The 23,469-nt window shown below is 43.5% G+C and carries 10 protein-coding genes and 1 pseudogene; 5 read left to right on the top strand and 6 right to left on the bottom strand.

The window, feature by feature from the left end:
- Positions 1-11: 11 nt before the first annotated feature.
- Together BQ7394_RS26555 and BQ7394_RS15685 are read left to right on the top strand one after the other, a co-directional pair.
- Entirely contained in the window at positions 12-152 is a 141-nt protein-coding gene (locus tag BQ7394_RS26555; protein ID WP_317043291.1) for a nucleotidyltransferase family protein, read from the top strand.
- 21 nt (positions 153-173) lie between these two features.
- Positions 174-1,031, top strand: a complete 858-nt coding sequence (locus BQ7394_RS15685) for a HEPN domain-containing protein (protein WP_075558285.1) — start codon at positions 174-176, stop codon at positions 1,029-1,031.
- Between the two features lie 3 nt (positions 1,032-1,034).
- Here BQ7394_RS15685 and BQ7394_RS15680 read toward each other — a convergent pair.
- Positions 1,035-4,061 (bottom strand): annotated as a pseudogene (locus BQ7394_RS15680) (SUMF1/EgtB/PvdO family nonheme iron enzyme); the annotation flags it as partial.
- A 449-nt stretch (positions 4,062-4,510) separates the two neighbouring features.
- Here BQ7394_RS15680 and BQ7394_RS15675 point away from each other — a divergent pair.
- The 3 genes from BQ7394_RS15675 to BQ7394_RS15660 all read left to right on the top strand — a co-directional run bounded on the left by BQ7394_RS15675 (position 4,511) and on the right by BQ7394_RS15660 (position 13,373).
- The gene (locus BQ7394_RS15675) at positions 4,511-8,611 is read left to right on the top strand and encodes a hybrid sensor histidine kinase/response regulator transcription factor (RefSeq protein WP_075558283.1); all 4,101 of its coding nucleotides are present in this window, start codon (positions 4,511-4,513) and stop codon (positions 8,609-8,611) included.
- 172 nt (positions 8,612-8,783) lie between these two features.
- On the top strand, positions 8,784-11,864 hold the full coding sequence (locus BQ7394_RS15665) for a SusC/RagA family TonB-linked outer membrane protein (RefSeq protein WP_075558281.1): 3,081 nt from the start codon (positions 8,784-8,786) through the stop codon (positions 11,862-11,864).
- 24 nt (positions 11,865-11,888) lie between these two features.
- A complete protein-coding gene (locus tag BQ7394_RS15660; protein ID WP_075558280.1) occupies positions 11,889-13,373 on the top strand; it encodes a RagB/SusD family nutrient uptake outer membrane protein in 1,485 nt (494 codons plus the stop codon).
- 100 nt (positions 13,374-13,473) lie between these two features.
- Here the strand turns inward: BQ7394_RS15660 and BQ7394_RS15655 are convergent, their stop codons facing one another.
- The 5 genes from BQ7394_RS15655 to BQ7394_RS15635 all read right to left on the bottom strand — a co-directional run bounded on the left by BQ7394_RS15655 (position 13,474) and on the right by BQ7394_RS15635 (position 23,377).
- A complete protein-coding gene (locus BQ7394_RS15655) occupies positions 13,474-13,914 on the bottom strand; it encodes a hypothetical protein (protein ID WP_075560070.1) in 441 nt (146 codons plus the stop codon).
- On the bottom strand, positions 13,904-16,321 hold the full coding sequence (locus tag BQ7394_RS15650; RefSeq protein WP_075558279.1) for a glycoside hydrolase family 3 C-terminal domain-containing protein: 2,418 nt from the start codon (positions 16,319-16,321) through the stop codon (positions 13,904-13,906). Before BQ7394_RS15650 ends, BQ7394_RS15655 begins: the two co-directional genes overlap by 11 nt.
- A 32-nt stretch (positions 16,322-16,353) precedes the next feature.
- Positions 16,354-18,627 carry a hypothetical protein gene (locus tag BQ7394_RS15645; RefSeq protein ID WP_075558278.1) on the bottom strand — a complete coding sequence of 758 codons (2,274 nt, stop codon included), beginning with the start codon at positions 18,625-18,627 and terminating at the stop codon, positions 16,354-16,356.
- Positions 18,628-18,712: 85 nt separating this feature from the next.
- Positions 18,713-20,320 carry a RagB/SusD family nutrient uptake outer membrane protein gene (locus BQ7394_RS15640; protein WP_075558277.1) on the bottom strand — a complete coding sequence of 536 codons (1,608 nt, stop codon included), beginning with the start codon at positions 20,318-20,320 and terminating at the stop codon, positions 18,713-18,715.
- Between the two features lie 21 nt (positions 20,321-20,341).
- On the bottom strand, positions 20,342-23,377 hold the full coding sequence (locus BQ7394_RS15635; protein WP_075560069.1) for a SusC/RagA family TonB-linked outer membrane protein: 3,036 nt from the start codon (positions 23,375-23,377) through the stop codon (positions 20,342-20,344).
- Between the last annotated feature and the right edge of the window lie 92 nt (positions 23,378-23,469).

Genomic DNA, 23,469 nt, shown 5'->3' with positions numbered 1-23,469 from the left:
AGAAGAACTATATGAAAAACTCTATAACACATTTTTCAGCGCAGACACAACATGAACTGACCTTTTTGTTGAAACTGATCCGGAAGCATATCCCGGCTAGTAACATGGTGATTTTGTATGGAAGTTATCCCCGTGGTGATTATGTTACCTGAGATGAACGGATCGAGTTTGGAGTGCGTACTTCTTATCAGAGTGATTTTGATATATTGATCGTCGTTTCTATTTCTAATTACAAGGTGACGGAGAATATTCTTCGTTTTAAAGTAACGGAGGAATATAATGAAGAAATGTCGAAGTTCTATTCGCATGTGACTCCTCCTCAGTTTATTGTAGAAAATATCAAATATCTGAATGACTGCTTGGGGCGTAGCCAGTATTTCTTTACGGATCTGGTAAAGGATGGAATATTGTTGTTTAATGATGAACAGTATGAACTGGCTAAGCCTCGTCAGTTGAATTTTCATGAGATCCGGACGATTGCGGAATCCGAGTTTAATAATTATTATCCTTCTGCGATAAGTCTTACTGGTGCCCTGACTTCCTACTTTCTCCCACATTCGGATTATATGAATGCGGCTTTTCTTCTGCATCAGATCTGTGAGAAATATTATTATGTTATTCTTCTCGTTTGTACGAACTATAAGCCGAAGATTCATAAACTGACAGAGTTGTCTGCTATGGTGAAAGGATTTTCTCGTAGGTTATTAATTGTATTCCCTCAAAATACTCTTTTTGAAAAAGAATGTTTCGAACTATTATGTCAGGCTTATATAGAAGGACGCTATAACAGTTCTTTTAAAATGACGAAAGAGCAGTTGGAGTATCTTTTATCCCGTGTTGAAATATTGAGAAATATTACCCGTAAGATATGTGAAGATAAAATCGCCTGGTACGAATCCCAGATGGTGGCGGATAAGAATATTGAAACTTATTCGCCACCAAAGGCCCCGAAGTCGAAAGCAGCGGATTGTACTACCGGAGCAGAAAAGCTGCGCCGGGTGAATAAAGAAATGACGAAGAAAAGAAAATAGAACTTACTCTTCTATAATAATACGGAATCCGATATTGAATGGACGTTGCCATGGGTAATACGCTTTACGAATGGCCGATGTGGAATATTTCGGACGTTCCCTCCAGGAGCCACCGCGTACTACTTTTTGTTCTGTTTCTGTATTGCCCTTATTTTCTTTCAGGGGATAGGGGACATATCCGGAACGGGTCCATTCTGCTACGTTTCCGTTCATATCATATAATCCCCATGGATTCGGTTGCATGGAAGCGACATCTGCCGATATGAGGTGATGATCATTCACGTTCAGTTCTTTTGGCAGGAAGTCCCAGAATTTACGCATAGGATCGTTGGGGCGCATCGGTTTGGGATTTACACCGGTAACAGCCAGATCGACAGTCGTACTGTCTGCCAGGTTTTCATAGGCGCCGAAGTCAGCATGGCAATCGCCAAACCAGAAGTCATCGGCAGATCCTGCACGTGCCGCCCATTCCCATTGTGTTTCGGTAGGCAGAAGCACTGTGCATTGGTTTTGCTCTCCCAGTTTCTTGCAGAAATCGTTCGCTTCATTCCAGCTTACGCGGATGACCGGTTGCTTCGGCAGGTTGGCTGCATAACCAGGTGTTGTATGATCTTTCCAGGTCTGGCCGATATAGCGGCTGTCGTGTTCAGGGAAAAGGGCACCGTATTGTTCGTTGGTGATCTCGGTGGTACTCATCCAGAAGCCTTTCTTTACCTGTGTTTTAAATGTCGGGGTTGCTGAAGGGATATTATTATCGCCCATAACAAAAGTTCCGGCAGGTATCCAAACCATTTGTAAGGTAATACCGGGGGCGACCGTCAGTTGCCGGCTACCTTTGTTTGTTTCAGCCTGCATTTTTATAGCTTCTTCCTTATTGAAAGGAAAACCTTTTGCTTTAACCGTTTTGGCTTTCTTCCTGACTTCTTTTGTCTTATCGGATGAAACCGTCGCTCCGGTTGTACCATCGGTTTTGTTGCTTTCTTTATTTTTGAGCCAGGCTGCATAGTCTTTAATTTCCTGTTGCCAGTCTACCCGTACGCCGCTGTATTTCTCAGACAGTTCCATGCGTCTCTCTATCTGGTTTTTGGGTGCCTCTTTTTTCAGATCCAACTGAGTGAAGGCTCCAAAGTAAGGTGCGTTGAGGTCAATCCAGGTATATAAGGTCTGCATGTCTTTTTCAGCTATCTTAATGCCGTGGTGTCCGGCTTGCAGGATACGGATCAGTTCGCTGTTATTGGCGTAATATTCGTACGGACGAAGTACATAGATATCCGACTCCGGCCCTTGACGGTATACGTAAGGATGCAGGTTGAGATAACTTTGCTCGTAGTGGCGTTCGAGTTTTGTCATGATTCCCCGTTTATAGGTAACCATCTGATCTTTGCGGAAGTCCGGTTGGGCTGCTGTTCCGTTATGGCAGGAAACACAGTTACGGTCGAGTACGGGTTGTACTTCCAGGCGGAAGGTGAATGGGCGGACACCTCCCTCCGGCACTTTGAGTTCGTGGGGAGTGCTGGTGGAGGCTATTGTACGCTTGGGCATGGCTATGGTGTTTTGATCCTCATGACAACCGGTGCAGGATACGATCTCTCCCGGCATGCCGGTCAACCAGCTTCGCATCCATTGGACAGCTGCTCCATTTTTATCTAATGGTTGAATGGATATCGGTGTGTTGGCTGGTATTTTGAACATGACGGAGCCATCTTCTTCTACTGGTACGGTTCCGAGAATCCGTTTGATGTCCCATCCACTCTGGATACCTTGCGCGTCATGATCGGAGGGGGCAAGGATATAGGCATATTCATAGGCGAAGATACGGAGAGCCTTGATCGTTCCGCGCGGAACTCCTTCTGTGCCTTCACCTTCATAAATATCTTGAATAAATACGGTTGCTTCCTTTTCTCCCGGTTTGATCTTGGATGGGATGACTGGAGGTGTTTCTGTCTGCTTTAGCGGGATAGGGGCAGTCAGTCCTTCACCTTCCTGTTCGGTTATCAAGGTGAGATTGTCGAATATATCCACCAGATAAATCCCCCAAAGGGCATCAGGGGATGGTTTGCAGGCGACCAGGAAATATTTTTCATTCAACGGATAGGGTTTCATGAACTGAGGCCATACTCCTTCCACTAGTTCATCTTTGATGATCGGTTCGATAGGGCGTTTACTGAAAGGCAGTTCCTGTATCATCCCTTTTTCTTCTTTGCGGCTCTTGGCCGGGTCGAAGATGATCAATCTGCCTGATCGGGCTGTACCGTGATGTCCGGATATGATACCGATAAAGCGACTGTTATGTTTGGATAACGGTTTCATATCGAATGTGCTGTTTGGAAAATAAGACCCGCTGCCATAGAGTGCTTTGTTTTCCGTGCCGTCTGGATTCATATGCATAACGATACGGGAGAAATAGTGGGTCAGATCGGTATATTCCCAGCGGGTGTACATCAGGCGACCGTTAGGAATAACGATAGGAGCCCAGTTCCCGTCCTGGTCAAATGTCAGACGATGGATCTTTTTTGTTTCCGGATCGTACGAAACGAGGTTGGCAACGACATCGTCGCCGTGTACACAAGGAACGCCGTTATAACCGATATTGCAGGTGGCAACAATTTTACCGTCCGGCAGATAGTTGGCATCGCAGAACTCCAGGTCGGGTTCGTCTACGGTTATCTTCTGATGAAGGCCGCTACCGTCGGAGTTGATCTCGTAAATTTGCCATTTCCTGTTTTCATCCAATGAAGAGAACAGGATACGGTCGGCATTCCAGTGTAGTTGCATATCTGAGATCGGCACATCGGTAGCCGGCTTATAGATTGTTTGACTTTGGATATTTCCCCGCAGGTTTGATAATTGGCTTATTTCTGCGTCGTATCCGTTACGGCGACTGGAGAAAAGGGAATTGTAATTTGCATTGGACGTACCGAGCGACGGTCCCATTGCTTTGCGTGCATTGTCTCCCAGATGATAACGGGCTATCAATATCTTATCTATGTCCAGTAAAGGGTTTGCCAGTATGATCTCCCTTTTGAGGGAAAATAGGCGCTTTGCATTGGCAATTGTCTGTTCTGACATATCTTTTGATAGATTGGATTTTACTTCTGTAAGTAGTGACTCCAATTCAGATAATTTTTGATAGAGCGAGGGAGCTTTGTCTCCCAATGATGATTTTGTGTCGTCCAGATAAGCGCGGATAGCATCGGGATTGACCCAGTTTATTTGCTCCTTCAATCTGTTTATTTGTAGTTGGTACAATGAATCAGCATTGGTAGTAGCTATGCCTGAAACAGAAAAGGCCAATAAGACAAAAAGTACATGAATTCTATATCTCATGTTATGATATCGTTTAAAGTTACCCTGCAAATTTATAGGTTTATGGGGTATGATGAGTTGTAATATTGTATCAAAAGCGATCATTATTATCTCCGGATGATGAAATATAAGGATTTTCTTTTTCTATCTTTGCTGCATAAAGCTTGAATGTCATGAAAAAAACATATTGGATCGTTTTCTTTATAGCATGCTTCAGCCGTTTGCTAGTGGGTGCGGAGCCTGTTTTTTATTTTTCATCCTTGAAACTGGAAGAGGGACTATCGCAGTTGTCTGTTATAAATATTCATCAGGATTATAAAGGTTTTATGTGGTTTGCGACCCGTAATGGCCTGAATCGTTTCGACGGTACATCTTTTACCGTATATAAGCATAGTAATAAAGATTCGATGAGTCTTTCCAATAATTATGTGACCTCTTTGGCTGAAGATATTCGTGGCTATTTATGGATCGGAACTACAGGGGGGGTGAATCGTCTTGACTTGAAAACCGACCGTATGATCGCGTATAACGGGTTGTCTTCTTTTTCCGGATCACCGGTGGATGGGGCGTGGATATCCGATGTGTATGTAGATAGCCGTCAAAGACTTTGGGTGGCAATGAGTAAGGGGTTGTATCAATATAATTATGAGGAGGATATTTTTCAGCCTGTCTCTTTGGAAGGGGAATTGGATCGGACCTATATCATGCGAATTAAAGAAGATCGCAAAGGTAATTTACTGGTCGGAACTCTTAATAAAGGGCTATACATTTGTGATGCTGAGTTAAACCTGGTAGATCATTACCTGAAAGATAATACTACCGGTTCATTGACGGATAATCTTGTTTCTGCTATCTATGAAGATTCGACCGGACAGCTTTGGATCGGTACCCGTGAGTCTGGTCTAAATAAGATAGACCGGGATACACATACAGTTGCCTGTTATACAACGGAGAACAGTACACTTGGCAATAACTATATCCGTACGATAGAAGAATATAACGGTTACGTGATAGTCGGTACTTTCAATGGATTAACACTGATAGACCTAAAAGATAATTCTTTTCAGAAATATAATGACTTCGATACCCGGAAAGGGGGCTTGAGTCATTTCTCCATTTATTCGACCTATGTGGATAATGCTAATACAATTTGGATCGGAACATACGCCGGAGGGGTGAATTATAGTAATCCTTTGAATAGCCGTTTTATTTTTCATGGTTTAAAAAATGAACAGGAACAGTTTCCGGGAGTTTGTGGAGCTATGGCTTATCAACCGGAAACTAATATTCTGTGGATCGCTTCGGAAGGACGCGGGTTACTGGCTTATGATATCGATAAAGATTCTTTCTCTCATTACCTACTTGATAATCATTCTGATCTGTTGGGGGATAGGAATATCATAAAATCTCTCTATATCGAAGGAAATACGATTTGGTGCGGAACACAAAAAGGTACTGTGTATCGTTTTGATACGAGGACTAAAAAGTTTTCATTGTTTCATACTTTTGATAAGATACTTAGTGTTTATACCATCGATCGTTGTAGTGATGGGGCTTTGTGGATGGGAACGACTGACAATAACGGGATTGTACGATTCCTACCGGACGAGAGAATGGCTCCGAAAGATACTATATTCGGCCATTTCCCTAGTCTCCGGAGTTTTCTGGAAATAAGGAATGGTGTTTATCTGGTTGGAATGCATGTGGGAGGCCTTGGTTTATATGATTCCAATATCCGGAAAGTAGAGCGTTATAATACCCGTCAGACCGGATCGAGACATCTATACGATAATCATGTGACGTCGATCATCAGAGATATGGAAGGACGTATCTGGGTCGGTACGTATGGAGGTGGTTTATGCTTGTTTGATGAGGAAAAAGGAATCACCGATTGGCTAACGACGGAAGATGGCCTTTCTGACGATAATATCAATTCTGTTATTGCGGGTGATGATGGAAAAATATGGCTAAGTACCAGTAAAGGTATTTCTTCTTTTGATCCGGATACCCGGAGTTTTACTAATTACAGCAGTCAAAGTGAGATACCTGTCAATGAATTCAGTATAAAAGGAGGAATTCGACTGCCTGACGGTAGGATTTGCTTTAGTGGCGATAATGGTTTTATCTCTTTTTATCCGGATAAGTTGGAGAAGAACTCTTTTGTCCCGCCGGTATCTTTTACTTCTCTGACCGTGAATAATAAGTTGATCACTCCCGATGACCAGTCAGGTATTTTGGGTGAGGTTGTTGATTACACTTCCGGAATAAAGCTGAAGTATAATCAGAATAACTTTTCGATCGGATATACCGCGTTGAACTATCTTTATCCTAACCAGAATCAATATGCCTATAAATTGGAAGGATACGATAAAGACTGGAATGAGGTGGGGACCCGTAAGGAGGCCTTTTATACGAATATCAGACCCGGTGAGTATATTTTTCGGGTCAGAGCCTCTAATAATGATGGGGTGTGGAATGAGGAAGGACGTTCTGTCCCGGTCCATATTCTTACGCCGCTTTGGCAAACCTGGTACGCTTACTTGTTTTATCTGTTGATCTCTGGGATTCTTATTTATACTATCTATTATTATCTTCATATGAAGCGTAAGTTGGAGCATGACCTGATTGAGAAACAAAAGGAACAGCAACGGCAGGAAGAATTCCACCAGTCCCGTATCCGGATGTTTACGAACTTTTCACATGAATTGCGTACGCCGCTTACTTTGATCCTTTCTCCTTTGGAAGAAGTGCTTCAACGTGTCGATATGGCATCGAGCCTGAAAGATGTATTACGGTTGGTCTATGCAAATTCACAACGGTTGCTGCTGCTGGTCAATCAGTTGATGGACTTACGAAAGAACCAAAGCGGCAATCTGCGACTGCGTGTTTCCCGAAATGACCTGTATCTCTTTACCCAGGAGATTTATATTGCATTCAACCAGATTGCAGTGAAAGAACATATCCGGTTTAACTTTGAATCGGCCCTGTCCGGAATCGAGGCCTGGTTTGACCGTGCTTTGCTGGAAAAGGTTGTTTTTAATCTGTTATCAAATGCTTTTAAGCATACTTCACCGGGCGAATCGGTAACAGTCCGGCTTGAATCTTTTACGCAGGCTGAATTGAATGAGTATTATCCCGGTCGGGTGGAAGCGGGGCTATCTGTTTCATCTCGTTATGCCTGCCTGTCGATAGAAGATACCGGAAAGGGGATCAGTGATATAGATAAGGATCATATTTTTGCCCCTTTTTATCAGAGTGCCGATGAACAGGAATTAAATACAACCGGGACAGGAATTGGCCTCAGCTTGGTCCTGTCTGTGGTTAAACTGCATAAAGGTATTGTGTGGGTGAAAGATAATACGCCCAAGGGAGCTATATTTCGTGTATTGTTGCCGATAGATAAAGAGACCTATGAAGAGGAACAGATCGCGGAAGAGGAGACTGAATCTTTACCGGAACAGGAAGAACTTCCGGATATATCTGTTTCAGATCTGAGGAAACGTTACACAGTACTGTTGGCAGAAGATAACGATGAAGTACGTCGGTATATCCGGGAGCGGCTTGAAAGACATTTTGATGTTTTGGAAGCAGATAATGGGGAAGATGCATTCGGTAAGATAACGGAAGTTATGCCTGATCTGGTTGTCAGCGATATTATGATGCCGAAGATGGATGGTTTGCAACTTTGTTCTTTGGTTAAACAGGACTTGCGGACAGGGCATATCCCTGTTATCATCATCACTGCGAAGTCGATGGTTATGCATATTAAAGAGGGGTTCCAGAGCGGGGCGGACGATTATATCGTAAAACCGTTCAATATGGAGATATTGATTTCCCGTATATGTAATCTGTTGTCATCCCGCGAACGGCTAAAAGAGTTGTATGGCAAAAAGTTCTCTTTGGAATCGTTGGGGATCGAGACGACTTCCGCAGATGAAATATTTATGCAGAAGTTTTTTGGAGTGATCGAACAGAATATATCCAACCCGGAATTTAATATTGAAATGTTATGTAACGGAATTGGCATGGGACGTGCCAATTTATATCGGAAGTTGAAAGCGATAACAAATCTTTCACCAATAGACCTGATACGTAACAAGCGTATGGAAGTGGCGGCAAAGATGTTTCTTGAGACAGAGATGAATGTATCTGAAGTTGCCGTAAGTGTCGGCTTTAACTCCCATGCTTATTTTGCGACTTGCTTTAAAAATGTATATGGCATATCACCGACCGAATATGTACAGCGCAATAAATCTGTTTCAGACAAAGAATAAATCGAAATATTCGTGAATACCCCTAAAAGCCGCCTGATCAGCGGCTTTTATTATTGTTATGGAATATAATTGAACACAAAAGAGAGGATTTTTAAATAGTCGAAAGTTTTCCGGCCCTACATTTGCCACAGAAAAATAACACACGAATAGTATTAATCTTAATAGCTGTATTATGAATAACATGTACATGAGAAGTTGTGCTTTAGGCATAACGATGTGTCTGTCTCCCATCCTTATGCCTGATATGGCGAAGGCTGAAAAAACAGGCATTGTAAATGAAATCACACAGTCCTCACCTGTCAGTGGAGTTGTAAAGGATGCAAATGGAGATCCTTTATTCGGAGTAAATATCGTAGTAAAAGGCACTACCATCGGTTCTATCACGGATATTGACGGGAACTTTTCATTTGAGGCTCCGGCCGGATCGACTCTGGTTGTTTCTTATATCGGTTTTAAATCGCAGGAAATAAAAGTGAAGGGGAGTTCTCCAATAAACATTGTATTACAGGAAGACTCCGAGAAGCTGGATGAAGTAGTGGTAGTGGGTTATGGTGTACAAAAGAAAAGTGATGTCACCGGTTCCCTTTCTTCTGTGAAAGGAGAGGATCTGACCAAACTTTCTATTTCCCGTACTGACCAGGCTTTGCAGGGACAAATGGCCGGTGTTATGGTGCAAAATAGTGTGGCCGCACCCGGTGAATCTCCCAACATCATTATCCGTGGTGGAAACTCGTTAAAAGGAAGTAATGCGCCACTGGTGGTTATCGATGGGGTACTGGGTGGAGATCTGGCTTTGATCGATCCGAATGATATTGCATCTATCGAAGTTTTGAAGGATGCATCTTCAACATCTATCTATGGTTCCCGTGGTGCAAATGGTGTAATTATGGTAACTACTAAACGCGGAAAAGCCGGTAAACCGACAGTCTCTTATAGCGGTTATATTTCATTATCACAGATATCCAAAAAGATGGATATGTTGAGTGGACCGGAAATGTATAGTATGTTGAAGGAAATGGAAACCAACTATCCTTCTACCTCAATGAAAATACCGGCCTGGATTGATCCGAACAATTTGAATGATGTGGATTGGCAGGATGAGGTATTCCGCTCGGCTCCGATGACAGGGCATTCCCTCTCTGTAAGCGGTGGATCGGAAACGACAAAATATAGTCTGTCCGGTAATTATCTGATGCACCAGGGTATTATTAAGAACTCTGATTTTAATCGTGCCGGTATCCGTGCGAACATTGAACAACAATTGGGTAAAAGAGTAACTGTTGGTGCTTTGATCAATGCATCACGTTCCTCTTCCAGTAGTGCAAGTGTTAACCAGATGAATGGTTCTGATGGTGGAGGTGTCACTTTTTGTGCACTTGGATTCAGTCCGTTAGTTCCTGTTTATGATGAAAATGGTAAATTCAGCGGCCCGTTGATGGATGGTGCGCAGATGAATAACCCGGCCGCTCTGATCAATGACCAGATAGTAGACAAATACCGGAATTACTTTCAGGGAACGGCCTTTTTAGAATGGGAGATTATTAAGAACCTGCGATTCAAGACCGCCTGGACATATACTTATAGCGACCGAAAACAACGCCAGTTCGTTTCCGGAGAGAATCTTCTGTCTTATAAAGGAGATGGTTATGCTTATGTAAATGATCAGGAAACGACGAACTGGTTAGGAGAAAATACATTGACTTATTCCAAAGTGTTTAATAAAGATCATTCATTGAACGTCGTGGCCGGTTTTACCGCTGAAGCCTCTGATTATTTCTATAATACAAACAGTGGAAAAGGTTTCGACATCGAATCGCTCGGTTACTGGAATATGGGACTGGCCGATAAGAATTTGTTGACGATTACTAGTGGTGGTAACCATTCTGCAATAGCATCCTGGTTGGGACGTGTCAATTATGCCTATAAGGGAAAATATCTTGCATCTGTAAGTTTCCGTGCTGATGGTTCTTCCAAGTTTGCGAAGAATAATAAGTGGGGATATTTTCCTTCGGCCGCCTTGGGCTGGCGTATCAGCGAGGAAGATTTCATGAAAGATCTTACATGGATACAGAATCTGAAACTGCGTGCCAGTTACGGTGAAACCGGTAGCCAGGCAATCGATGCGTATCAGTCGCTGGCCAGCTTCAGCTCGTCTAGCTATGTCCTGAATGGAAGTTCAGCCGTAGCATTGGTTCCGGGCCGGGTTCCGAATCCTGATTTGAAATGGGAAACAACGAAACAAACGGATATAGGTCTCGATGTAAGCGTATTCGGAGGACGTATTTCGTTGGTTGCAGACTATTATTATAAGAAGACTATTGACCTGCATTATGACAAGATCCTTCCTTATTATACAGGGTATTCTTCTCAGACTCAGAATATCGGCAGTAAGTCGAACAAAGGTTTCGAATTTACTTTGAATACTCAGAATCTGGTAGGAGAGCTCAAATGGTCGACTTCTTTGAACTTTGCATTAAACCGTGAAAAGGTCCTGGAACTGGGGGACGATGAGTATTTCTATACCAATGGTTCCGGAGGTGCTTTAGGTTCAAGCTTTAATGAAACCGGTATTGTGAAAGTGGGTGAACCGTTAGGTAATTTCTATGGGTATATATTCGACGGTATTTATCAGAATGAAGCGGAAGTCAATGCTTTACCCGGTTCGACAGCCGCAGTGGGAGGGGTTAAGTTTAAGGATCTGGACGGTGATCACAAGATAACGACGGCAGACCGTACGATTATCGGTAATGCCAATCCTAATTTCATCTTTGGTATCGGTAATGATTTCTCTTATAAGAATTTTGATTTAAGTTTTATGTTCCAGGGAACTTATGGAAACGATATCGTCAACCTGATGAATGTTAGTTTCGGAACAGCACCGAGTACTGCTGCTTGTGGGAATGTTTTTAAATATGTCGTGAATGATGCCTGGAGAGGAGAAGGTACTTCCAATACGCAACAGGCACTGAACGAGGGCGCTGGCCCGATGTCTACCCGCTTTGTTGAAGATGGCTCATATATCCGTCTGAAGAATTTGACATTCGGTTATACGTTACCTAAATCCATTACATCCCAATGGGGTATTTCCAACCTGCGTTTCTATCTGAGTGGACAGAACTTATTTACAATAACAGGCTATTCCGGTTATGATCCTGAAGTTAGCTCACGCACAGGAAATTACAACTTAGGTTTTGACGGAGGTAGTTATCCTTCTGTCCGGTCATATACTTTCGGTTTGAATCTTACATTATAATAATCTTAATACTGTTAATAAAATATGAAAACATATATCAATAAAATAGTCGCAACCGGCCTCTGTTCTTTGTTACTGTTTACAAGTAGCTGCTCGTCTTTTTTGTCGGAAGAGCCGAAAGATTTCCTGTCGCCGGAGAATTTGCCGAACACAGAATCAGAATGTAATATGTTGCTGATGGGAGCGATGTCGTATTGGCGTAGTAACAACTTCGAGCGTCATATCAATTTTATTGCAGAAGCGACGACAGATGCGGTAGTGAGTGCTACAAAAAATAATATTCCCCGTGATGAAATGAATTCGTTGATCTGGCAGGATGACAATGAAAGTTTGTACAAGCCCTGGCAACAGTTCTATGCCTGCATCAATGCCTCTAATATCATGATCCAGAAAGTACCGGATGCATCGAAGGTTTCTGAAGATGTGAAGAATCAATATGTGGCTGCTGCGCGTTATATGCGTGCCTTGTCTTATTTTTATCTGGTCCGTATTTTCAATGATGTGATTTATCTGGATACTCCGGTGGAAGATTTTACAAGTGCGACAGATTTATCCAAGACACCGGCGATCGATATTTATAGGTCGATTATTGAAGACCTGGAATATGCAGAAACCAATTTGCCTGTCAAATGGAGTGAAGGGACTGAGCGTCCGACCGTAGCTGCTGCAAAATCTCTTTTAGCCTGGGTTTATATTACGATGGCCGGAGAACAGGTAAAAGATAATACGATGTGGGCTAAAGCGGCAGCAAAGGCAAAAGAAGTGATCGACAATAAGGGTAGCTATGGTATCGAATTGTTGAGTAACTATGAAGATCTGTGGAAAGTGAACAACAGATATAATAAGGAATCGATTTTTGCTTTTAACTTCGCAGATGGTTTGGGAGATAATCAATGTGGTGCGGAATGGCGTCCTACCAGTGTCGGAACAGAGTCAGGTTGGGGATTCTTTTATACACAGCAATCCTATCTGGATAAGTTTGAAGATAAAGACTTACGTAAAGCAGCTACATTCCTGACTGAGATAGTTAGTACAGTGGATAAGAAAACGTATACGACCGCAGATTTCGGTAGTCCGTATCCACACGGTAAAAAATGGTGTGATGGCGGACGTGAAGATTTCTCTCAGCGCAGTAAACGCACGGATATGTATATACCGATCATCCGTTATGCAGATGTATTGTTGATTTTTGCTGAGGCTGAGAATGAAGTGAACGGTCCGACTGCTGCAGCTTATGAGGCCGTTAACCAGCTTCGTTTACGTGCCGGTCTGGATAATTTGTCAGGTTTGGGTAAAGATACATTCCGTGAAGCTATCCGCAAGGAGTGGACACTGGAAACGACTCACGAACGTATTTATCGTTTCAACCTGGTGCGCTGGGGTACTTATCTGTCTACAATGAAAGAATACTTCCAACAGTATTATCCGGAAAAGGTAAAGAATGTAACGGAAGAAAAGTTGTATTTCCCTTGTCCGAATCATGATGCGATTATCAATCCTAATTTATAATCTGTCATATATTTAGATAATAATAAGGGGGCGTAACCGGTAAAACCAGTTACGCCCCCTTAACATTACAGACAGGTTCTAATTCAGATTTACTCCCAGCTTATTTCTTATTATATTGTAGAATTAACCGATCGTTTTCCATCGAGATCAGCATGTCATAATCATCAAATTGATAGTGAGTGTTTAATGTCTCTCCATCCACATCGATGGTCTCCCCCGATGCATCTGCCTCTTGTTGGGAGGCCTGTTCCTGAATGGTTGCAGCCCAATAACTATGGGCGGGAAGTATCTGTTGATAAGAGGTACATATATTGTTATCGATCGTAAAACGGTAGGTAACATCGAAAAGCCGTCCTAATTCATCTTCTTCCTGATAAACCATAGTAAAAAGCTTATCGGTGAATTGACTCTCTTTTATCCGTTCTTTATTATCGTTCACGAACTGAATAAAATCCTTATCTGTTTTACCTAGCCATACTTGAGAAAAAGCGGCCTGGCTGCCTACCAGCAGCAACAGGCCTATCATTAATTTATTCCACATAAAATTCAGCATTTAACGGGGTTGACTTGGATGAGTTTCCAGCAAATAGGAAGAACTTTCCAGGTTCTACAATAAATTCATTTTTGTCGTTATACATTCCATAAGCACGACGGTTTACTTTGAAAGTGACTGTCTTTTCTTCACCCGGTTCCAGAGTAACACGTTCGAAACCGCATAGTTCTTTTTCAAAACGGGAAATGGAAGATGTTTCATCATTCAAATAAAGCTGAACCACTTCGTCCCCTTTTATGGCTCCTGTATTTTTTACTTTGCAGGTTACGGTCAGGGTATCGCCATCAGAAATCCGGGTTGTTGCCGGTTGGAGGTCACTGATTTCAAAAGTAGTATAACTCAGTCCGTAACCGAATGGATAAAGTTCACCATCTACACGGGCAAAACCTTTACCGGTAGCATTCGGCTTGAAGGGGAAAGCCCAGGGGATTTGTCCGACTGACTTAGGAAAGGTTGTCGATAGTTTACCTCCGGGATTGTAGTCGCCGAATAATACTTCGGCTACGGCTTGTCCGGAAAATTCTCCCGGATACCATGCTTCCACAATGGCAGGCAGGTTGGCGTTTTCCCAGTTCAAGGTAACCGGACGTCCGTTGAAGAGGACCAGTACGACGGGAGTTCCGGTTGCCTGTACAGCACGTACCAGTTCTTTTTGTCTACCCGACAAATCCAGGTTGACACGACTTCTGGATTCACCGATCGTGCGGAAGTCATCGCCTATGTAAACGATGGCTACTTCTGCTTTTTTAGCTATTTCTACCGCTTCGTCGATTTCTTCTTTTTCTTTATCGCTCAGTTCGAAGAACATTACATCACTTTGTGGGAAATTCTTGTCTCTGACATTACATCCTTTGGCATACATCAGGTTTACGTTGTCTCCCAATAAATTCTTTAACCCCTGCAAACCTGTTATTACATTCGGATTGTGTGAACCGTAACGGGAAGTCAGTGATTTCACTTCGTCGGCTTGTGGGCCGATCACTGCAATATTCCTGATATCTTTCGATAAAGGAAGCGTATTGTTCTCGTTTTTCAGGAGAACGATCGACTCGCGTGCAGCACGAAGGGATACTTCCCGGTTCTTATCACTGTTTACCACTTTATCGGCCAGCTTGGTATCTTTTACATACGGCTCATCGAAAAGTCCCAGCCAGAACTTGACATAGAGTACTTCGCGGACGCGCTGATCTAATGTCTTTTCGTCTACCAATCCTTTTTTCAGAGCGTTCCTCAATGTTTCGATAAACACTTCCGATTCTTCAAAGAAGGTACGGATATTCAGGCCGGCATTCAATTCGCTGGCAACCGCCTCTTCGGGTGTGGAAACGATATGATAGAAATCGACATTCTTGCTGATAGACCAACTGTCGGATACGATATATCCCTTGAATCCCCACTGGTCACGCATCAGTTCTGTCAGTAAATAGTGACTGGCACTGACGGGAGTCCCGTTATAATCATTGTGTGAACACATGGTTCCTAAAGCCCCGGCTTCCTGAAAAGCAATACGGAACGGTTCCAGATGTAACTCATGTACTTCCTGTGGTGTGGCGTGAGGGTCTGTTCTCGACTCACAGTCGCGGCCACCGGCCGGCACACCGTAAATGGCAAAATGTTTCGGAGTAGAGACAACCCGGTTACTTTGGATACCGAGTACTTGCTGGCGTCCCAGTTCGCCAACCAGATAGGAGTCCTCACCGTAACTTTCAACAGTACGGCCCCAACGCGGATCGCGTGACAGATCGAGAATGGGAGAGTAGACGTTTGTATATCCGAGTACTTTGGCTTCTTCTCCGGTAATACGTCCGATTTCCCGTATCAAGTCTTTATCCCAGGTACAGCCTTGTCCGATCTGTGCCGGAAAGAAGGTGGATTTTTCATGTTTCAATCCCCGGATACCTTCATTGGTCAGATCGGCAGGAATACCCAGTCGGGTTTCTTCCACAAAGAATGCCTGTACCTTATTCATCGCTTCTGCGTGATTGGAATAAGGAAAATCCAGTGAGGTACGTTTCCATTCCCCGTTCAGATGTTCGTCGATATTTCCAATGCCGTCTTTCCAGATACGGGTTTTCCATTCACCGGTAGGTAATGTGTCTTTAAGGACAGCACCATATCCGTAGATGGTTCCGAGTTGACAAGTTTTTTCTTCTATTGTCATTTGCCTGAGAAGGTCTTCTACCCGTTTGTCGATAGGCTGGGAAGGATCTTCGTAGATATCTTTCTGACCGTTCTTATTCAAGTCGATCCAGCCTTTGTGATATATTTTTTTCTGATTTTTGGCAGGATGGGGCATGGAAGCCTGTAAGCTGCTGTTGCCTGCATTCAACATCGGTAGGATGCCGAACGATAAACAAAGGATCAGACGTTTGGCTGGTGTGTTATTGATATTCATGATTTTTATATTATATGGTTATACAAATCGGTTTATTCGACGATGTACCAGTTATATCCTTTCGCCGGAATGGTGATAGGGATCGTGACGGAATAGTCGCGTTCCAAGACATATACCTGCACGTTCTGATCTTGTTCCTTAATAGTTACTTTGTCGGTCAGTCCGGTATAATAGAGAGGTATTCTGATTTCTTTCCGGATAGGAGTATTCAGCGGATTATAAACGGATATGAAACCTTTCTGCTTCAAAGCCGGATTGACATGCATGATGCCGTCCCAGTCTTGTCCGTCGGGGCGGCGCAGATGAATAATATCGGAGTCCAGTATCTGACGGTATTTCTTGTAGAAAGAAACCCATTTATTAACAAGCTCTTTCGTAGCATCGGTATCATACAGGCGAGGACCGCGGTAGCAAGCCTGTACTCCTGCTCCAAACAGGTTCCGGAGGCGTGTCTCGTAATGGTCCAGATGTTCATTCAACGGTTCGATCGTAGCAGCTTCACCTCCTCCGTGGTATTGGGTAAGGGGTACGAACATAAAGCCCATGCTGGGTGTTTTCTGCCAGGTACCGTCATAGATATTTTGCCGTTCGATAATCTCCTGATAAGCACGGGATAACGACCAGTTTGTTTCGACATATCCCATCGGTGTTTTGTTGGAACCGCTCAGGAAGTACCAGTCCGGTACATTCAGATAAACACCGTTGGCCCGACACCAACGATAGAACTGACTGATTTTTTTCCATTGTGTCCACTGTGAATCGAGATATCCTTTATGACCGCTATGTGATGTCGAAGCACAAGGATCACCGGGATATGAACCGTCGTTTTCGAATACATTCATCCCCGTTGTTGTAAAGAAGTTCTGTAATTTACGGAAGTAGGTATCTCCCCAATCGGATGCGATGCAGGGAGATACGCCAAAACGGCTACCTTCTTCACGTGTGTTGGCCGGTTTCCCGGTTTTATGACTGATTGCGGCGTCTTTGTCTGTTGCTCCCCGGCTTGCCAAGAGGGAATAACCTCCGATGGCAATGCCCTTTTGGGCGGCATAATCGCTCAGTTCTTTCATGCGTTGTAAATAGGATGAGGAATCATTTTCGATTTTAAAACCACTGCCGAAAGTCATGATTACCATTTCAAAACCTACCGCAGCGCATTGATCGATCGCCTGTTTGACAGCTTCATTATCCGATTGGCGTACATGCATAAATATAGGATTTTCTTGTGTCCACGGAGCCATCATACGCCAGAATTTACATTCTGCCAGTCCGCGTCGTTCCTGGTCGGTGGCATCGCGAAGCATTTCAAAAGCCGTGCAAGAATCGAAGCTTTCTCCGGCTTTGATATCCAGTCCCGGACCGAGTAAAGGTGTTACTTCGAGGCGGGCCGGTTTATATTGGCCATAATAACGAATACCGGTAAATTCATATTCCGGATGATCGAATACCCAGCGTACGGCCGGATTGTCTTTCATCGCTTCCATATCTCCGCCCATTGCGTAATCGGTTACGACGAACAGTTGGGTAAAACGGTCGATATAATCGCGTGGGGCATCTGTCTGTACCGGTTGTTTGCGGAAATCATTCGTGTAAGTACCCGGTTCCTGTGCCATCATACGGACTTCGTGAGGTTCACCATAATGCACTTTGGGGGCGGTTTCCACCAGTGCCAGTATTTCCGACTTGAAGGAGTCGAGTGTGATCGTTTCTGTTCCTTTATTATCTATTTCGATCCATTTGGCTAGGATGGGAGCCCCATCATATAATTCGTAGATGACGCGAACTTTCAGGTCTTTACATTCCTGGGGTGCTTTTGCCGGAGCCTGATAGTTGAAGGTGATTCGTTTTCCCGGAGCAGGCCAGGGATATAAGTTGGATATCCATTGCGAGTTTGGTTTCCAGGGGAAACGCTCTTTGCTTTCGCTTATTTGATAATCGACTAATGTAAAAGTGGAGTCGCAAACCTGCATGTTATTAATAAATTCTTCTGTCAGGAAGTTGTTGACGGGTTGTCCGGTCAATCCTCCGACAGGATATTCTTTTCCGTTAATGACGAGTAAGGCTTCGGGACGGACAGCACGTAATTCATTTTGTCCGGTCATCAGGTTGTCGAGGGCTATTGTTGCAGCGTTGGGTGTAAGAAGAAAAGTACGGCGCAGGAGGCCGTTTGTTAGTTCGAGACGTTTCCCTTCGTGCGTTGTTTGTACAGCAGATTTATAAGAAGAACCGTCGATCAGCCAATCCTGGGCAGATAAGCTGAGGATAGAGGATATATATAAACTTATTATTAGCAGTAGGTATCTCATGATATTATGTTTTCTTGGAATTTGAAAGGAGAGAAATAAGGGGCAAATACATTGCCTGTAGATGCCCCTTATTTTATTGTAGTAATTAATAACCCGGATTCTGCGGGAAGTCAGCACCTGTGTTAGAATCGATAATAGATTGTGGAATTGGCCACAAAGTATTATGCTCATCTATTTTGTTGCTGTAAGAGTTGTATTTTCTCGTACGTTCAACCAGTTTGCCGGTACGAACCAATGTGAAGCGACGTAGTTCTTCACCTACTAATTCACGAATACGTTCATCCAGCAGGAAGTCTATTGTTGCCTGGGATGCTGTGATTTCCGGAGCGCCGGCACGTTTGCGTACTACGTTAATTGCTTCGGCTGCGCCCTGTGCGTTACCTTGTTGTAAACGAGCTTCGGCCAACAGCAGGTAAGTTTCTGCCAGGCGGAACTTCATGCGGTCTTTGTTATTGCCACCATAAGAAGGATCGTCGTCTGTTTTACCATAGTTGAACTTTGTGATGGTTGGGAAAACAGAGCATTTAGACCATGTTTCTTCTGTTATCTCACATTTTTTGCCAAACAGTTCGGGAGTTGCCGGATTGTTGTAATACCAGTCTCTCTTAATACTGTATTTAGAATTACGTATATCCGTAGGAGCATAGAAGTCTTCACTTTCGATCCACCATTTGAACGGAACGATCTGAGCCAGACCACGACCACCCAGTGAGTCACATAATACGAAACCTGTTTCGTTCCAGTATTTGGGAACCCATGCACGTTTAGTCCAGTCTTCGTTAGAATCACCACCTCCAGGTGTATTATATTCCAACTGCATTACCCAAATAGTTTCCATATTACCGGCTGTACGGTTCTGATTATATTCAAGGAACATATCGGAGAATACATCGCCCGGTGCTGATTTGTTTACACCGAAACGTTCTGTCATCAAACGGAAATAACCGCAATCGATCACTTGTTTAGCAGCAGCTTCAGCCTTATCGTATTGTCCGGCCATTAAGTATACTTCAGATAATAGTTGAATAGCGGCCCATTTGGTCAATTTACCGACTTCATTTACATTATCCGGATTCTCCGGCAAATTATCTGCAGCAAATGTCAAATCCTCGATCATGTGGTTCAACACTTCGGCTTTCGGTGTACGGGTGAAGTCGATGCGAAAATCGCTTTCAATTTTATCTATATAAGGAACATCTCCGTACAGATAAACTAGATAGCGGTAAGCATAGGCACGGAAGAAACGAGCTTCAGCCTGGAAACCGATTTTATCTGTTGGTGCATTCCAGTTTTCGTTTTTATCGGCATAAGTCAATAGTTCGTTGACAGATGCGATCAATCCGTAAGACCATTTCCAATAGTTTTCAACGAATGTCAGCGAAGGAGTGATAGCTAATGTTTCGAAAGGAACCAGCGAGCCATCTTTATGACCGGTGTATACAATGTCTGTTGCCACTTGGAACGATTCGTACGGACAAGCCTGTCCTAAAGTTGTCGGTGAAGTACCCCAGGTGTTAAATTCAGAACGTGCCCAGGCATACAATCCGTTTACACCAACCTGGAAACCATAAGTACTGGTATAGGTATTATCAGGAGCCAATTCCTTTTTCAGATCTTCGTGCAGGAAGTCGGAGCAGCCTGTCGTTGTGATCAGTAAAAATGCTGCAGCTGCAGCGGCTAATATATTTTTCATATTCTGTCTTTGTTTATGAGATTAGAAAGTAAGATTTAAACCCAGCATATAAGAACGGGCTGTCGGATAACAAGAGACAATGTTTGCATTGTAGTCTGTTCCGTCAAAGTTCAACGCATTCTTTACATTACTGAATGTATACAGGTTGTTAACACTTACGTTAACGTTCAAAGCAGACACCCCGATCGGGTTAAGAAGAGTCTTAGGCAAGTTGTAACCTAATGAGATATTTTTGATACGTACATAATTCATCTTTTTGTAGAATGAATGTTTGTCGTAAGGAACATAACCCGGAGAGGTCATAGCGTTTGTCGGGTTTTCCGGAGTCCAGTAATCCATACCACTGATGTAATTGTATTTAGAACTCCAACGGTCGAAGTTGTAATCGATCATTTCTTTCCATGCGCCGAATACACCGTTCAACAGGAAGGAGAATGTGAAGTTTTTATATGCAAATGTGTTGCCTAATGACATGGTGAAGCTCGGTGATTTGGAACCGATGATTTGTTTGTCTTTGGCTGTGATTGTACCGTCGCCATCTACATCTTCCAGTTTAGCATGTCCGGGTTTTGCACCTTTCTGTATTTCTTTTCCGTCTGCATTCAGGAAGTTATCGTCTTCCTGCCATGTACCGACTACCTTATAGTCGTAGTAAGCTCTTACCGGTTCGCCGATAAACCATTTGTTGGTGATATCGTCTTTGCCGTCTCCGCGAAGTTCGACGATCTTATCACGGTTCAACGAGAAGTTGTAGCTGGTGCTCCAACGGAAGTCCTTACTTTCCATGTTCACTGAGTTCAAAGCCAGTTCGACACCTTTGTTGCGTGTTTTACCCACATTGTCCAGGATGGAGTTGTAACCGTTCATGATAGGAACCGTACGGTTCATCAACAGATCGGAAGTATTCGAAACATAGACGTCGATGCTACCGGACAGACGGCTGTTGAAGAAGCTGAAGTCGACACCGGCATTGACTGTGCGGGTCGTTTCCCATTTCAGGTTCGGGTTACCGATGGCGTTGTATGACAGGATCACACCATTAACGGTTGTTCCCTTATCACCCCAGATGTAGTTTGTCAGTTTCAAACGGTCTAATGTCTGATAAGCTTTGATAGCCTGGTTACCGTTGGAACCCCATGACACACGTACTTTCAACATATCCAGCCAGCTGTTCGTATTTTCCATAAATTCTTCGGAAGACAAGTTCCAGGCAGCAGCCAATGACGGGAAGAATGCATATTTGTTATTCTCACCGAATGCAGAGTAACCGTCTGAACGGCCTGTTGCAGTAAACAAATATTTGTTGGCATAGTTGTAGTTCAAACGTAACATATAAGAAAGCATGGCTGTTTCAGTCAGTTCGGAAGTAACCGTCTTGTTTTCTTCAGCACCTGCCATGTTGTGGTATTCGGAATCGTCGTTTACGAAGCTGGTACCTTTCTGTTCGGATATTTCCTGTGAAGTCTGCTGCATACTGAACAAACCGGTTGCATCGAATTTATGTTTACCTACCTGAAGTTCATATTTTAATACATTTTCCCAGGTATAATCCCAGTCGTGCTGGTTCTTGATTGCGGCAGAACCGTTTTTCGCTTTACCGGTCACCGTATTACGTCCGTAATAAGAACCTTCGAATTTATTGCGGTAGTTGTAACCGAAGTTCGTACGGAAGCTCAGTCCTTTTACCGGAAGTTTGATATCTGCATAAGCAGATACGAAAATGTTGCGCGAAGTCTTATCGCTTGTGGCATCCAGGTCTGCCAGCGGATTGGCGTGTAAAGTCTGATCCATCGGATAGAAATTCAACGAACCGTCGCTATTATAAGGCTGGCCGTAAGGAGACTGACAAAGAGCGTCGGAAATGCCTGCCTGTACGCCGCCGTATTCTTTCAAAGCAGCTTGTGTAGCCATACCGATAGTCAGCCAGCTACCTAATTGCTGGGTAATGTTCAATGATACATTGGTACGCTTCATGCCGGTATCTTTAACTACACCTTCCTGATTCAGACGTGAGATAGAGGCCATGTAAGTGGTCTTTTCCGTACCGCCCGATACACTGAGCTGGTGGCTGTTGGTCAATGCGTTTCTAAAGATCTGATCCTGCCAGTCTGTTTCGATACCGTTCTTCCAGTTCTCGATTTCACTGACGTTCAGAATATCTTCCGGATTTTTGATCACTCCGTTATAGTTCATATAAGCCCACTGGTCCTGAAGGAATTTTACGTATTCCGGACCTTTCATTACATCGACGCGGCGTTCCGGTTGTGAGAAACCAACCTGTCCTTTGTAGGATACGGTAGCTGTTCCTTTCTTACCTTTCTTTGTCTGGATCAGGATTACACCGTTGGCACCACGTGAACCGTAGATGGCGGCTGAAGATGCATCTTTCAATACAGACAGGTTTTCGATATTATCCGGGTCGATGTCTCCCAATGAACCGCTGTAAGGAATACCGTCCAATACGATCAACGGAGAGTTGTCGGCTGTCAGTGAGTTTTCACCACGAACACGCAATACCTGGTCTTCCGAAGGACTTGCCTTTTCCATTGTGATGTTCAATCCCGGAACCTGGCCTGCCAGTTTATCCATCAGGTTGTTGGTAGTAACCATCTGTAACTTCTCGTTACCTACTGCTACGATACCGCCTGTCATATCCGATTTCTTCTGCGAACCGTAACCGATAACAACTACCTCATCCAGTTTTTCGGAATCTTCAGACAGAATGACTTTAATAGGAGCATTTCCGTTCACTTTTATTTCCTGTGCCTGGTAGCCAATGTAAGAAATGACTAATGTAGAACCCTGGGGAGCTTCAAATGAGAAGTTACCGTCTACATCTGTAATAGTACCGATGGTAGTCCCTTTTACTAGAATGTTAGCCCCGATGATCGGGTAATTATCTGCTCCGGAGATAACGGTACCAGAGACTTTAATGTCTTGCGCATATACCTGTACAGATATAAACGCCATAAAAAAGAATAATAAAGAAAGAATCCTGTTCTTTCGTTCTGCTGCCTTATTACAGGGAGGCAGGTTCCCGTCCAGTTGTCTGCTCATGCTTTTCATAATTTATTTGCGCATTAAACAATTTAAGAAATTAACCATGTGGCTATTTTGATTTTTTGTGTCAAAAGAATGAAAGATGCGTG

It is taken from the genome of Parabacteroides timonensis, assembly GCF_900128505.1.
GTDB classification, from domain to species: Bacteria; Bacteroidota; Bacteroidia; order Bacteroidales; family Tannerellaceae; genus Parabacteroides; species Parabacteroides timonensis.
Note: the sequence above shows the minus strand (reverse complement) of the source record. Positions and strands in the feature narration are given on the sequence as shown.

Bases quoted from the DNA above. Each gene is read 5' to 3' on its own strand.
- BQ7394_RS26555 (WP_317043291.1), top strand. From the start codon at position 12: ATGAAAAACTCTATAACACATTTTTCAGCGCAGACACAACATGAACTG.
- BQ7394_RS15675 (WP_075558283.1), top strand. From the start codon at position 4,511: ATGAAAAAAACATATTGGATCGTTTTCTTTATAGCATGCTTCAGCCGT.
- BQ7394_RS15665 (WP_075558281.1), top strand. From the start codon at position 8,784: ATGAATAACATGTACATGAGAAGTTGTGCTTTAGGCATAACGATGTGT.
- BQ7394_RS15660 (WP_075558280.1), top strand. From the start codon at position 11,889: ATGAAAACATATATCAATAAAATAGTCGCAACCGGCCTCTGTTCTTTG.
- BQ7394_RS15655 (WP_075560070.1), bottom strand. From the start codon at position 13,914: ATGTGGAATAAATTAATGATAGGCCTGTTGCTGCTGGTAGGCAGCCAG.
- BQ7394_RS15650 (WP_075558279.1), bottom strand. From the start codon at position 16,321: ATGAATATCAATAACACACCAGCCAAACGTCTGATCCTTTGTTTATCG.
- BQ7394_RS15645 (WP_075558278.1), bottom strand. From the start codon at position 18,627: ATGAGATACCTACTGCTAATAATAAGTTTATATATATCCTCTATCCTC.
- BQ7394_RS15640 (WP_075558277.1), bottom strand. From the start codon at position 20,320: ATGAAAAATATATTAGCCGCTGCAGCTGCAGCATTTTTACTGATCACA.
- BQ7394_RS15635 (WP_075560069.1), bottom strand. From the start codon at position 23,377: ATGAGCAGACAACTGGACGGGAACCTGCCTCCCTGTAATAAGGCAGCA.